This window comes from Actinophytocola sp., assembly GCF_036002505.1.
Classification (GTDB): Bacteria; Actinomycetota; Actinomycetes; order Mycobacteriales; family Pseudonocardiaceae; genus DASYTH01.
Genome location: NZ_DASYTH010000288.1, coordinates 1 through 13,771, shown reverse-complemented (window position 1 = coordinate 13,771; position 13,771 = coordinate 1). Strand labels below are relative to the sequence as shown.

9 protein-coding genes and 1 pseudogene are annotated in these 13,771 nt (G+C 70.1%); 6 read left to right on the top strand and 4 right to left on the bottom strand.

The annotated features are described in order from the left end of the window. The 3 genes and pseudogenes from VGR06_RS25150 to VGR06_RS25140 all read right to left on the bottom strand — a co-directional run. Window positions 1-343: pseudogene (locus VGR06_RS25150) on the bottom strand (hypothetical protein); the annotation flags it as partial. 175 nt (window positions 344-518) lie between these two features. Beyond that, window positions 519-1,181: a response regulator transcription factor gene (locus VGR06_RS25145; protein WP_327561581.1), complete on the bottom strand. Its 663-nt coding sequence runs from the start codon at window positions 1,179-1,181 to the stop codon at window positions 519-521. After that, window positions 1,178-2,365, bottom strand: coding sequence for a sensor histidine kinase (locus VGR06_RS25140; protein ID WP_327561580.1), 1,188 nt, complete (start codon window positions 2,363-2,365; stop codon window positions 1,178-1,180). The genes VGR06_RS25145 and VGR06_RS25140 overlap by 4 nt, the downstream gene beginning before the upstream one ends. Window positions 2,366-2,476: 111 nt before the next feature. Between VGR06_RS25140 and VGR06_RS25135 the strand changes: the two genes are divergently transcribed. The 3 genes from VGR06_RS25135 to VGR06_RS25125 all read left to right on the top strand — a co-directional run bounded on the left by VGR06_RS25135 (window position 2,477) and on the right by VGR06_RS25125 (window position 6,357). Continuing rightward, window positions 2,477-3,655 carry a PQQ-dependent sugar dehydrogenase gene (locus VGR06_RS25135; protein ID WP_327561579.1) on the top strand — a complete coding sequence of 393 codons (1,179 nt, stop codon included), beginning with the start codon at window positions 2,477-2,479 and terminating at the stop codon, window positions 3,653-3,655. 64 nt (window positions 3,656-3,719) lie between these two features. Next, window positions 3,720-5,228, top strand: a complete 1,509-nt coding sequence (locus tag VGR06_RS25130) for a S8 family serine peptidase (RefSeq protein WP_327561578.1) — start codon at window positions 3,720-3,722, stop codon at window positions 5,226-5,228. 193 nt (window positions 5,229-5,421) lie between these two features. Beyond that, window positions 5,422-6,357, top strand: a complete 936-nt coding sequence (locus VGR06_RS25125) for a cysteine synthase family protein (RefSeq protein WP_327561577.1) — start codon at window positions 5,422-5,424, stop codon at window positions 6,355-6,357. 39 nt (window positions 6,358-6,396) lie between these two features. Here VGR06_RS25125 and VGR06_RS25120 read toward each other — a convergent pair whose 3' ends face one another. After that, window positions 6,397-8,583 carry a helix-turn-helix domain-containing protein gene (locus tag VGR06_RS25120; RefSeq protein ID WP_327561582.1) on the bottom strand — a complete coding sequence of 729 codons (2,187 nt, stop codon included), beginning with the start codon at window positions 8,581-8,583 and terminating at the stop codon, window positions 6,397-6,399. Between the two features lie 237 nt (window positions 8,584-8,820). Here VGR06_RS25120 and VGR06_RS25115 point away from each other — a divergent pair, with 237 nt between their 5' ends. The 3 genes from VGR06_RS25115 to VGR06_RS25105 all read left to right on the top strand — a co-directional run. Next, the gene (locus VGR06_RS25115; RefSeq protein ID WP_327561576.1) at window positions 8,821-10,566 is read left to right on the top strand and encodes a cellulase family glycosylhydrolase; all 1,746 of its coding nucleotides are present in this window, start codon (window positions 8,821-8,823) and stop codon (window positions 10,564-10,566) included. 176 nt (window positions 10,567-10,742) lie between these two features. Next, window positions 10,743-11,978, top strand: a complete 1,236-nt coding sequence (locus tag VGR06_RS25110; protein ID WP_327561575.1) for a ricin-type beta-trefoil lectin domain protein — start codon at window positions 10,743-10,745, stop codon at window positions 11,976-11,978. A 90-nt stretch (window positions 11,979-12,068) separates the two neighbouring features. Beyond that, a partial coding sequence (locus VGR06_RS25105) for a ricin-type beta-trefoil lectin domain protein (RefSeq protein WP_327561574.1) occupies window positions 12,069-13,771 on the top strand: 1,703 nt, incomplete at its 3' end.

The window sequence follows — 13,771 nt, the reverse complement described above, 5'->3', positions numbered from 1 at the left end:
CCCCGCCCGGAAAGAGCTCCCGAACGCAATGTGCCCAGTGTACGGCTAGTGCCGTTTTGCCAATGCCGGCAGTTCCATCGATTGCTGAAATGACTACCGCACGACCGGATGCCTTGGTTTCATCGAGCAATTCGTCAAGTGCGGCCTGTGCCGCACGCCTTCCCACGAAATCCTCGATATCGGTGGGTAGCTGCCTGGGTACAATCGACGTCTTGGGCGCCGTATGGAACTGGACGTTTCCGTGAATGTCTCGCGTTTGGATTACGGTTCCGCTGAACGTGCCCGAAGCATTGTTGTTGACGGTTGCAGTGTTCGCCTCAATGGGGTCTGTTTCAGCGCTCATATGCTATATTCACGGCCCGCACATGTCGCCCCATCGCTCTGTCGCCTTTCATACTTCCTTCGCCTGGCTTGCCAACGAGGCGCCAGCATGTTTCCAATGATACCAAGCGTTCATTCCGACGAGTATGGGTTCATCCACATGTTCGGTCCGCTTGGCGACGCCCAGGGGAGGAGTGTCAGCTCCCCGGCCGGACCAGACCCGTCTCGTAAGCGAGCACCACCGCCTGCACCCGGTCGCGCAGGGCGAGCTTGCCGAGCACGTGGCTGACGTGGGTCTTGACCGTGCCCTCGGACAGGTAGAGCCGCCCGGCGATCTCGGCGTTGGACAGCCCGCGGGCCAGCAGCGTCAGCACCTCCCGCTCCCGCTCGGTGAGCACCTCCAGCCGCTGCGGCCGGTGCCGGTCGGTTTCCGGTGTGCTGTCAAGGAAACGCTCCACGAGCCGCCGGGTGGCGCTCGGCGCGACCACCGCGTCCCCGGCCACCACCGCCCGGATCGCCGAGACCAGGTCGGCGGCGAGCGCGTCCTTGAGCAGGAAACCACCGGCTCCGGCGCGCAGCCCGGCGTAGACGTACTCGTCGAGATCGAACGTGGTCAGCACCAGCACCCGCGGCGCGTCCGGCTCCGCCCGGATCTTCCGGGTCGCGGCGATCCCGTCCATCCGCGGCATCCGCACGTCCATCAGCACCACGTCCGGCCGCAGCGAGGCCGCCTTTCCGACCGCCTCCATCCCGTCCGCCGCCTCACCCACCACGTCGAACCCGCCGGCGTCCTCCAGGATCGTGCGCAACCCGGTGCGCACCAGGACCTGGTCGTCGGCGACCAGCACGCGAATGCTCACCCCGCCTCCGTTCGCGGCAGCCGCACGATGACCCCGAACCCCGTGCCGCCCGGCCGGTCGGCGGCGGTCAGCGTGCCGCCGAGCATCGCCACCCGCTCCCGCATGCCGCGCAACCCGTTGCCCCGCCGCTCATCCGGCGGCCCGCCGGCACCCGGCCCGGTGTCCAGGATCCGCAGCCCGACCGTGTCGAGTCCATAGTGGACGGAAATGTCAACGGTCGCGCTGGGGCCGGCGTGCTTGAGCGCGTTGGTGAGCGCCTCCTGGGTGATCCGGTACACGGTCAGGCCGATGCCGGTGGGTAACCCGTCCGGCGACCCGGTCTCGGTGAGCGTCACCGTGAGGCCCGCGGCGCGGATCCGGTCCACCAGCGTGGCGAGGTCGGCGAGGCCGGGCAGCGGCGCCAGCTCCTGCCCGTCGGGCCGGGTCAGCCCGAGAAGCCGGCGCATCTCGGTGAGCGAGTCCCGCCCGGTGGCGACGATCGCGGACAGTGCGGCCTGCGCGGTGGCCGGCCGGCGCTCCATCGAGCCGGCCGCGGCCTGCGCCTGGATCACGATGACCGACAGCCCGTGCGCCACCGCGTCGTGCAGTTCCCGCGCGATCCGGGCGCGCTCGGCCACCGTCGCCAGCTCCGCCTGCTGGTCCCGCTCCCGCTCCAGGTCCAGTGCGCGCTGCGACACCTGCGCCAGGTACGCCCGGCGGGTCCGGGCGCGGTCACCGAAGAGCCACGCCGCCACGACGGCCATCGGCGGCAACAGGAGCCCGAGCCAGCGACTTGCGGGGTACGCGGCCGGCACCAGCGAGGCGGCGAGGGCAAATCCCAGGGCGGCGTACGACACCCACCTGCGGCCGTCCCGCGACGCGACCGTGAACAAGGCGATCAGCGCGGCGAGGTCCACCGGCATGAACGGGATGACCGGCGAGTTCGCGTGCACCAGCGTCATTCCCGTGGTGGCGGCGAGCGCGACCAGTGGCTGCCAGCTGCGCACCAGCATCGCGGCCATTCCCAGCACCGTGGCCAGCCACCACTGGAACAGGTGTGTGTGCCACCACTCAGCCGGCAGGCCGAGCTTCTTGGTGATCTCCGACGAGTCGACCACCAGGATGAGCGAAGCACCGGAGGCCGCGCTCGCGACCACGAGCACCGCGACGACGGCGGCGTCGACCAGCAGCCGGCGCACGGTCATGGGCGGCAGCGTACGGCCCGGCGAACCGCGCCGGCATCCATCGCCGGACAGATCCGGAAATCCCTCGTGCGGCAGACGACAGCGCGGGCACGCGGCCACGACGGTGACGCCATGACCGGGACCCGCATCCTCGCCGTCTCCGCCGTGCTCATCGCCACCGCCGGCTGCGCCGGTGCCGGCGGCCCGGCGGCGGTGGTTCCGCCCTCGGTCGCCTCGGCCATCACCGGTGCGCCCGAACTGCCGGCCCCCATTGTCCAGACCATTGCCACCGGCCTGCGCGTGCCCTGGGGGCTGGCCTTCCTGCCCGACGGCACGGCGCTGGTCACCGAGCGGGGCAACGACGTGCCGACGTTCGAGCAGCCCACCGGGCGGGAGCGTCCGGTCGACCGCAGCGGGGTCCCGCGGATCCTGTCCGTCACCCCGGCCGGGCGGGTCACCGAAGTCCAACGACTATCCGAAGTAGACACTCGGCTGGGCGAGGGCGGCCTGCTCGGCATCGCCGTGTCGCCCGGCTACGCCACCGACCGGTGGGTCTACGTCTACTACAGCTCTGCCACGGACAACCGGATCGCCCGGCTGCACCTCGGCTCGCCCCCGGAGCCGATCCTGACCGGCATCCCGGTCAGCAGCGACAGCAACGGCGGCGCCCGGTTCCACCTGGGCGGCCGGCTCGCGTTCGGCCCGGACGGCATGCTCTATGCCAGCGTCGGCGAAACCTATTTCGACCGCAACATCGCCCAGGATCGCGACAATCTCGGCGGCAAGATCCTTCGCCTGACCCCGGATGGAAAACCCGCCCCCGGCAACCCGTTCCCCGACTCTCCCGTGTGGACCTACGGCCACCGCAACGTCCAAGGCCTGGCGTGGGATGCGCTGGGCCGGATGTACGCCTCCGAACTCGGCGACAAGACCTACGACGAGCTCAACGTGATCCAACCCGGCCGCAACTACGGCTGGCCCGCCGTCGAAGGCGTCAGCACCAACCCCGACTACACAAACCCCATCGCCACCTGGACCCCCACCGCCATCGCCTCCCCCAGCGGCATCGCCATCCTGAACGACCACATCTACCTGGCCTGCCTGGCCGGCCAAACCCTCTACCGCCTCGACCTCGACGGCACCCACCCGCAAACCCTCCTCAACCACACATACGGCCGCTTCCGCACCCTCGCCACCGCCCCCGACGGCTCCCTCTGGGCCACCACCTCCAACCGCGACCAAGGCGGCCGCGAGGACCGCATCCCCCTCACCCCCGAGGACGACCGGATCCTGCGCATCACCGTCCAGTGATCGCGTATCAGAACGCACTGCCGGCGCTCCGAAGGGCACAGTCCGAAAGAGCGCGGAGGTTGGGATGAGTGGGCGGGTGGCCAGGCAGGTGGAGCGGATTCTGGACGAGCGACCGGACAAGACGGTCGGGGTGATCGTCCACATGGGGGACCCGGCCGGTGATCAGGACGGGGTGCTCGCGACGGCGTTGGAGCGGAACGAGGACAGTGCGCTGCGGGCGCGGGCCGTGTTGCCGGAGGCGGTGCGGGTGAGCCGAACGGCGGCGATCATGAACGGGGCGAACGGCGGCGGGGTGCCGAACCTCCGGCCGGAGGTGGCGAACGTCGCGGCGGTGGACGGAGCGGCACCGTCGATGGACGTGCTTCGGCGGGGGAACCTGAGCGCGTTGGCTCCGCTGCTGGAGGCCGAGCCGGTGCGGCGTGCGCGGGCGAGCCGTCCGGGCGCGGTTGCCGAGTTCTGGACGTCGCGCAGCGCGTACCTCGAGCTGGACCGGGACGAGCTGGCCCGGTTGCCGCTCGAGACACCCGGGGTCAGCGAGGTGTTCTTCAACTCCACGGTTTTCCTTCCGGTGGTGTCGCGGGCCCGGGACCTGCCGGCGGCGGTCGTCGAGAACTCCGCCTCGTCGTGGGGAATCACCATGACCGGTGCGCTCGCGGTGTGGGGCGCCTACGGGGCGCGCGGCAAGGGTGTGACCGTCGGCGTGCTCGACACCGGGGTCGACCCGTCGCATCCGGACCTGCGCGACAAGGTGGTGAAGTGGGCGGAGTTCGACGGGCAGGGGCAGCAGCTGGCGAACTCGGTGCCGCACGACAGCGGCAGCCACGGCACGCACGTCTGCGGCACCATCGCCGGCGGCAACGCCAGCGGCCAGTGGATCGGCATGGCACCCGAGGCGAAACTCGCGGTTGCCTTGGTGCTCAATGAAAGGAGCGGCACGCACGCGCAGGTGCTCGCCGGCATCCACTGGGCGGTTGAGCAGGGCGTCGACGTGCTGAGCATGTCGCTGAGCTCGCCGGTGTTCGACCACGAGGCGCCGGCCGCCTACACCGAGGCCTTCCGCGCGTGCCTGCGGGCCGGCATTCCGGTGGTGGCCGCCATCGGCAACCAGGGTGAGCAGACGGGCGCGTCGACCGGCAGCGACTTCTTCGCCTTCGCCGCGGGTGCGACCGACTACCGGGACATCCCGGCCGGTTTCAGCGGCGGCCTCACCCAGGTCGTGCTGGAGTCGACGTTCATTCCCTCGCAGTTCCTGCCGCTGATCTACATCAAGCCCGACATCAGCGCACCCGGCGTGGACGTGACGTCGTCGATCCCGGGCGGCACCTGGGAGGCGTTCAGCGGCACCTCCATGGCCACCCCGCACGTCGCCGGCGCCATGGCACTGTTGTTCAGTGCCGTGCCGGAGATCCGGACGCTGTCCGGAGCCAAGCGCGCGATCTTCATCGAGGACCTGCTCAAAGGATCGGTTGACGATCTCGGCGAGGCCGGCCACGACTGCCGTTACGGCTTCGGACGGCTCAACACCCTGCGCGCTGTGGCCCTGGCGAAGAACACCCCGCTGCCCACGGTTTAGTCAATACTGGCCGGTATGAGCTTGCGAATGCCGGGGCGAGGGAGTTGGCCACCGCGACGAGGTGGGCCCGAGGAGCTGGGGTCTGGGGGCCTGCCCCCGGTGGAACACGGTCTGCCCGAGGAGTGGTCCTGGTGACCCGGCATCTGAGGCGACCCACGACGTGGGCCGACATTCCCGAGCTGGAGGGCACGGTATGACGGGAATCGACGCGATCGGTGAGACGCCGGTGGTTCGGCTGGCCGGGCGGGGCGGGGCCGAGGTGTGGGTGAAGTTGGAGGCGGCGAACCCGACCGGTTCGTACAAGGACCGGATGGCGCTGGCCATGATCGAGGCCGCGGAGCGCGACGGCCGGCTGCGGCCCGGGCAGACGGTCGTCGAGTACACCGGCGGCAGCACCGGCTCCTCGCTGGCGTTCGTCTGCGCGGTCAAGGGCTACCCGCTGCGGATCGTGTCGTCGGACGCGTTCGCCGCGGAGAAGATCCGCACGATGCGGGCGTTCGGCGCGGAGGTCGAGCTGATCCACAGCCCGGACGGGATCACGCCGGAGCTGATCCCGGCCATGGTGCGCCGCGCCGGCGAGATCGCCGCGGAGACCGGCGCGTTCTGGACCGACCAGTTCAACAACATCGACATGATCGACGGTTACCGCCGCCTCGGCGAGGAGCTGCTCGAGCAGCTGCCTGGTCCGCCGGAGCTCGCCGCGCTGTGCAGCTACGTCGGGACGGCCGGCTGCTTCCTCGGCGTCAGCCGGGCGCTGCGGGAGAAGCTGCCCACCCTGCGGCGGGTGGTGGTGGAACCGGGGGAGTCGGCGGTGCTCTCCGGCGGCGCCCCCGGCACGCACCACATCGAGGGCGGCGGCATCGGGCACTGGCCACCCCAGCTGCGGCCGGAGGACTTCGACGAGGTGATCGCCGTCCCGGAGGCCGAGGCGTTCGCCCGGGCCCGGCAGGCGGCCCGCTCGGACGGCATCTTCTCCGGCCCGTCGACCGGCGCCAACCTGGTCGCCGCGGGCCAGGTCGCGGCCCGGCTCGGCGCCGGCCACCGGATCGTCACGATCCAGGTCGACAGCGGCCTGAAGTACCTCGCCGGCGACCTCTACGGCCAGGACCCGGCGGACAGGGGGCGGTGAATGCGTCGTTCCTCACGTCCAGCGTGAGGAACGACGCATTCACCGCACCTCGGCCGTGAGCTGATCCTGCAGCCGGGCGTGCCGGAACTGGTACACCGCGCCGGCCCGGCGCAGCACCCCGCGCCGGCAGGCGTCGTCCAGGAACGCGATCAGCGCCCAGGGCAGCCGGCCGTGCAGCGGCAGCCAGATCCGAGCCAGGGCCAGCCACTGACCCCAGGCGGTCAGGCTGAGCGTCATCGCGAGCCAGACCCCGAACCCCAGCACGAGCCCGTAGGACAGGCCGTTCACCAGCCCATACCGCGGCCCGTGCAGGAACCCGGCGAAGATGCCGAACCCCGCCGCGCACACCACACCCAGCACCGACGACTGGAAGACCACGTTGGCGCGGTTGGTGTTGAGCAGGTCGGCCGGGCTGACCGCGGTGCGGATGTCGATGGGTGCCTCGAGCCGCGCCATGATCCCCCACACCAACCCGACGAGGGGGCCGATCAGCACGCCGAAGAGCACCCCGTAGCCGGCCCCGGGGCCGAGCCGGCCGAGGATCCAGAACTCGATTCCGAGCGTGCCCGCGATCCCGAGGCCGGCCGCGAGGGCGAGCCCGAGGGCCAGCCCGACCAGGAGCCGACGCACGAACCGCGCAGACCGCCGCTTCCCGCCGCGAAGCCGGATCCGGACCCGGGACGGGGTGAAGGCCGCGCCGCCGACCACCTGCGCGACCCCGTGCAGGAGGCCGATGGCGAGGCCCGCCGCGAACCCCTCCATCACTCCGATCCTGAGCATGTCGACGAATCCGATGACGAGCCCGGACCCGAGCCAACCGATCAGCAGTGCCAGGAATCCCGCCGGGAACCCGAAGACCACGCCCGCCACCAGGCCCACCACGACCATCCGCGGCCAGCGGCGCAGCGTGCTGCCCAGCTGCCACCAGGCCAGGTCCCGGGTGCCGAGCCGGTGCAGGTGCTGGGCGAGGTAGCTGAGCCAGCGCTGGGCGCGGTCCGGATCCCAGCGCCGGCTTCCGGGCTGGTGCCGGTAGACACTGGGGATGAAGCTGCCCAGCAGGTGATCTTCGATGGCCTCCGCGGTGCCGAACCGGGCGGTGTCCAGCAGCGCCACCGGGTCGCGGCCCGGGGTGTCGCTGTAGACGGCTCGGGCCAGACCGACCATCAGCGGGGTTCGCAGCACCGCGGCGAGCGGGCCGTCGGGCTGTGCGTGGAGGTGGGTCAGGACCGGAGTCCAGGCGGTTCGGCGTGTGGTGCGGGGGAGGTAGTTGGCCAGGTCGGCGACGGTGAGATCGGTCAGCTCCACCACGGCCGCCGCGGTGAGTACGTCGGTTCCGGCCACCGCTGCGGCGTACTCGGTGGGGCGGCTGGTCAGCACCAGTGGCAGGGGAGTGGCGTTGAGCGCCTCCAGTGCGGCCCGGTGCAGACCCGTGGCGATCTCGTCGAACCCGTCCAGCACGGGCAGGATGCGGTCGGCTTGGACCAGCGCGGCAGCGAGCGTGGTCCCGTCCGGGCCGGTCGCGGCGAGGCCCGGATAGTCGCGCACCAGCTGACCGGTCAGCCAGTCGCGCAGCGCCGTAGCCGCCGGGTTCCACGAGCCGAGGCTGAACACCACCGGCACGGCGCCGGTGCCGCGGCTTTTCAGCAGGTCCTGGACGAACCGCACGGCCAGGATCGTCTTTCCGGATCCGGCCCGGCCGAGCACCGCCAGCCGCCCGGAGCGAATTCGTCGGTAAATGCCGGTGATCTCATCCAGCTGACCGGCCAGCTCCAGCGGTTCCGCGGATCCGCCGGGGGAGACGCGGTCGATGTTCTCCGGGTGATCGGTCAATTCCGCGCCAGCCGGGTGCCACTGGACGGGCAGCGGAAACGGATCCATTATCCGGCGCAGTTCCTCCTCCCGCCGCCAGCGCGCGGCCACCGCCTGCGCGAGGTCGTCGGCGGCCTCGGCCAGCCGGCGCTCGGTGGCTGAACCTGTTTGGACGCTTGACATCTCGTCGTCGGTGTGACCGCCGGCCGCGGCCAGCAGGCGGGCCCGGCTTTCCGGATCGAGGCCCAGCGCGTCGGCCAGCAGCCGCACGGTTTCCAGCTGCGGGTTCACTCTTTTTCCGGTCTCCAGCCGGCGGATGGTGCGCTCGGACACGCCGGACCGCTTCTCCAGTTCCTCCTGGGTCATGCCCGCCTGCCGCCGAAACCGCCGAAGCAGTTCGCTGAACTGGCTCGCCACCACCGGGTGCCCCTCGCCGCCGAGCGCATCTTTCGAATTGCAACTCTATCGAGCGGCACCGGACACCGGTGTCCCGTGATGGCCTGGCGCCGGGGCGTTGACGGCGAGCAGCCGCGGGCTCCAAACTGGGAGCGCTCCCAGAGTCACTCCCAGCTCCGAGCAGCACGGATCGTGGGAGCGCTTCCAGTCAAGCACTTGACACCCTGCTGAGAGGCGAAAACCCGGATGTCTCGATCAATGCGGATCCCCATCCTCGGGCTCGCGGCGGCGCTGGTGGCCGCGGGCGGCGCGGTCCTCACGACCGCCGCCCCGGCGTCCGCCGCCGCCGGCTGCCAGGTCACCTACACCAAGACGAACGAATGGAGCACTGGCCCCAACCAGGGCGGGTTCGGTACCAACATCAACATCAAGAACCTCGGCGACCCGATCTCGTCCTGGACGCTGAAGTTCACCTTCCCCGGAACCCAGCAGATCCTCCCGAACGGCTGGGGCGTCAGCAACTGGACCCAGAACGGCCAGGAGGTGACCGGGACGAACGCGACCTGGAACGGCAACCTGGGCACCGGCGCTTCGACCGACACCGGGTTCAACGGAACCTGGACCGGGAGCAACGCCAACCCGACGAGCTTCTCGCTCAACGGTGTTCTCTGCACCGGCTCGACCACGCCGCCGGGCAACCAGCCGCCGCGCGTGACGATCACCAGCCCGGCGCCGGGAACGACGTTCCAGGCGCCCGCCACGATCAACGCGGCCGCCACCGCCACCGACCCGGACGGCACCGTCGTTCGGGTGGAGTTCGCGCTCGGCGGGACCACGATCACCGACACCACCGCGCCGTACACCGCCACGTTCACCAACGTCACCAACGGAAACTGGGTGCTCGTCGCCCGGGCGACCGACAACCAGGGCGCCGTCGGGACCAGCGATCAGATCACCTTCACCGTCGGCGGTCCGCCGGGCGGCGGGCCCGCACCGGCGCTGCACGTGTCCGGCAACCGGATCCTGACCGCGGCCGGCGCCACCTACCGGCTGCTCGGCGTGAACCGCTCCGGCGGCGAGTTCGCCTGCATCCAGGGCAACGGCATGTGGGACGGCCCGATGGACCAGGCCTCGCTCACCGCCATGCGGACGTGGAAGGTCCGCACCGTAAGGGTTCCGCTGAACGAGGAATGCTGGCTCGGCACCAGCAGCGTCCCGTCCACCGGGGCCGGCGGCGCCACGTACCGGGCCAACGTGGTCAACTACGTGAACCTGCTGATCAGCAACGGCATCACGCCGATCGTCGAGATGCACTGGAACTTCGGCGCCTATGGTGGCGCCGGCGCCGGCTGCTCCGAGGCGATCGCCCGCTGCCAGAAGCCGATGCCGGACGCCGGGCTCGCGCCGCAGTTCTGGACCAGCGTCGCCAACACCTTCAAGGGCAACGACGCGGTGGTCCTGGATCTGTTCAACGAGCCGTTCCCGGACATCCCCGCCGGCAACGACGCCGCCGGCTGGACCTGCTGGCGCAACGGCGGCACCTGCCCGGGCATCGGCTACCAGGTCGCCGGCTTCCAGAGCCTGGTCAACGCGGTCCGCGGCACCGGCGCCACCAACATCATCATGATCGGCGGCCTGCGCTGGTCCAACAACATCTCCCAGTGGCTGGCCAACAAGCCCACCGATCCCCTGAACAACCTGGTCGCGTTCGCGCACGTGTACAACTTCAACGCGTGTATCGACGCGGCCTGCTGGGACCGCGAATGGGCCCCGGTCGCCGCCCAGGTCCCGCTCACCATCAGCGAGATCGGGGAAAACACCTGCGCCCACGGCTTCGTCGACCAGGTCATGAACTGGGCTGACGCGCACGGCGTCGGCTACCTCGGCTGGACCTGGAACACCTGGCCCTGCAACACCGGCCCCGCCCTGATCACCGACTACGGCGGCACCCCCACCGCCTTCGGCCAAGGCATTCGCACCCACCTGATCGCAGTGTCGAACTAACCGAATAGCGACGAAGGCGTCCTTTGTCACCGGGAGCGTGACGAAGGACGCCTTCGTCGCACTTCAGAACGCCCGGAACCGGTTACGGGAAACCCTTGCCAAGTGGTATAGACCTGTAATACTTTGTTGTGGCGCGCAACAATCCCTGCACCCTTTGCGCACGAGAGGTGACATCGATGTCACAACGGCTTCTTGCGCTGCTCGCGGCGTCCGGCGCGGTGGCGGCGACACTTCTGGCATCCGGTCCGCCGGCGACTGGCGCGGACGGCGTTTCCGTTGCGGCGGTGACGTTTGCCGACGAGTTCGACGGGCCGGCCGGCAGCCCGGTCAACGGTAGCCGGTGGCTGACCGAGACCGGCGACAACGTCAACAACCACGAGCGGCAGTTCTATACGAGCAGCACCAGCAATGCCGCGCTGGACGGCCAGGGACATCTGGTGATCACCGCCCGGCGGGAGAACCCGGGCAACTTCCAGTGCTGGTACGGGCGGTGCGAGTTCACCTCGGCCCGGCTGAACACCTCGGGCCGGTTTACCCAGACCTACGGCCATTTCGAGTCCCGCATGAAGATCCCGCGCGGGCAGGGGATGTGGCCGGCTTTCTGGATGCTGGGCAACAATATCGGCAGCGTCGGCTGGCCGCAGAGCGGTGAGATCGACATCATGGAGAACATCGGCCGGCAGCCGAACACCGTGTTCGGCACGATTCACGGGCCAGGTTATTCGGGCGCCGGCGGGATCGGGGCCACGTTCTCCATCGGCAGCCCGTTCGCCGACGCGTTCCACGTCTTCGCGATCGACTGGGCGCCGAACCGGATCACCTGGTCGGTGGACGGGACCGTCTACGAGACCAGGACCCCGGCCGACCTCGGCGGCCGGCAGTGGGTGTTCGACCACCCGTTCTTCATTCTGCTCAACCTCGCCGTCGGTGGGGACTTTCCCGGAAACCCCGATGGCACAACGGTTTTCCCGCAGCAGCTGATCGTCGACTACGTCCGGGTCACCAACGACTCTGGAGGTGGAAGCGGCGGCGGGGCCCGTGCGATCACCGGCATCGGCGGCAAGTGCGTGGACGTGGCCGGCGCCAACACCGCCAACGGAACCGCCGTGCAGCTGTGGGACTGCAACGGGACCGGGGCGCAGCAGTGGACGGTCGGCACCGACGGCACGATCCGTGCGCTGGGCAAGTGCCTGGACGTCACCTCGGGGTCCACGGCGGACGGTGCGAAGGTCCAGCTGTGGGACTGCAACGGAACCGGCGCACAGCGCTGGACCGTGACCGCGGCCCGGGACATTGTCAACCCGCAGGCGAACAAGTGCCTGGACGCCACCGGCGCGAGCTCCGCCAACGGCACCCGGCTGCAGATCTGGACATGCACAGGGGGCGCCAACCAGAAGTGGACGGTCGGCTGATCCCGCTGGTTGGCCGGGGCGGGTGACGCGCCACCCTGCAAGGCCGTCCCCCGCCCCACCCAACTTTCCTTTCAACGACAGGGGTTGACCATGCCTGCTTTCGCGCGCCCGCTGGGCGTCGCCCTGCTCACCGCGGCCGCGCTGGCCGTGCCGGTTCCCGCACAGGCCGCGGGGGAGACCGTGAACATCTGGCTCACCACCACCTCCGATGCCGCCGGCCGGGCGGTCACCCGGGGCCTGCAGCAGCAGGCGCCGGTGACGTTCGCCGCCGGCACCGGTGCCGGCGCCAACACGATCATCGTCGACGAAAGCCGTACGTTCCAGCAGTTCGAGGGCGCCGGCGCGTCGTTCACCGACACCGCCGCCTGGCTGATGAACTCCAGCGGCGCGCTCAGCGCGGCCACCCGCGACGACACCATGCGCCGGCTGTTCGACCCGAACACCGGCATCGGGTTGTCCTTCCTGCGCAACCCGATGGGCGCCTCCGACCTCGCCCGGTTCAACTACACCTACGACGACACCTGCTGCGACGTCAACGACTTCTCCATCGCGCACGACCTGGCCGACGTGCTTCCCTTGACCCGGCAGGCAAAGCAGCTCAACCCGCCGCTGAAGATCATGGCCACGCCGTGGAGCGCGCCGGCCTGGATGAAGGACAACAACAGCCTCAACCAGGGCTTCCTGCAGGCCCGGTACTACGGCGCCTACGGCCAGTACTTCGCCAAGTACGTGCAGGCCTATGCAAACAACGGCGTGCCGATCGACTACGTCTCGGCGCAGAACGAGCCCGGCTGCTGCCCCGGCTACCCGTCCATGGGCTGGAACACCAGTGGGCTGATCTTCTTCACCAAGAACGCGCTGTGGCCGGCGTTCCGCGCGGCCGGCATCACCAACACCAGGACGCTGGTGATGGACTGGAACTGGGACGGCTACGCCACCTGGGCCCGCCCGCAGCTGCAGGACCCGGCGATCCTCAACGATCTGCTGTTCGGCGGCATCGCCTGGCACGGCTACGGCGGCGACGTGTCCGCGCAAACCCAGGCGCACAACGAGTTCCCGAACGTCCGCTCCTACGACACCGAGCACTCCGGCGGCACCTGGATCGCCGACCAGCAGCGCGAGGACATGCTCAACATCATCGACTACACCCGCAACTGGGGCCGCAGCATGGTGAAGTGGAGCCTCGCCGTGGACCAGAACATGGGCCCGCACAACGGCGGCTGCGGCACCTGCACCGGGCTCATCACCGTCCACAATGGAGACAGCCGGCACGGCCAGGTCGACTTCACCGTGGAGTACTACTCGATGGGCCACCTGACCAAGTTCGTCAAACCGGGCGCCACCCGCATCGACTCCACCGACACCGCGAACATCCGCAACGTGGCCTGGCGCAACCCGGACGGCTCCAAGGCGCTGGTCGCCTACAATGCCGGCGGCACGGCCCAGGGCCTGCGGGTCAACTGGGGCAACTCCTCCTTCACCTACTCGTTGCCGGCCCGCACCGCCGCCACCTTCACCTGGTCCGGCACGCCCGGCTCGGGCGGCGGGTCGCGCACCGGTCAGATCACCGGCCTCGCCGGGAAGTGCGCGGATGTGGCCGGTGCCAACGCCGCCAACGGCACCGCGGTCCAACTGTGGGACTGCAACGGAACGGGCGCGCAGCAGTGGACGGTCGGCACCGACGGCGCGATCCGCGCGCTTGGTAAGTGCCTGGACGTCACGTCCGGCTCCACCGCGAACGGCGCCAAGATCCAGTTGTGGGACTGCAACGGAACCGGTGCGCAGCAATGGAA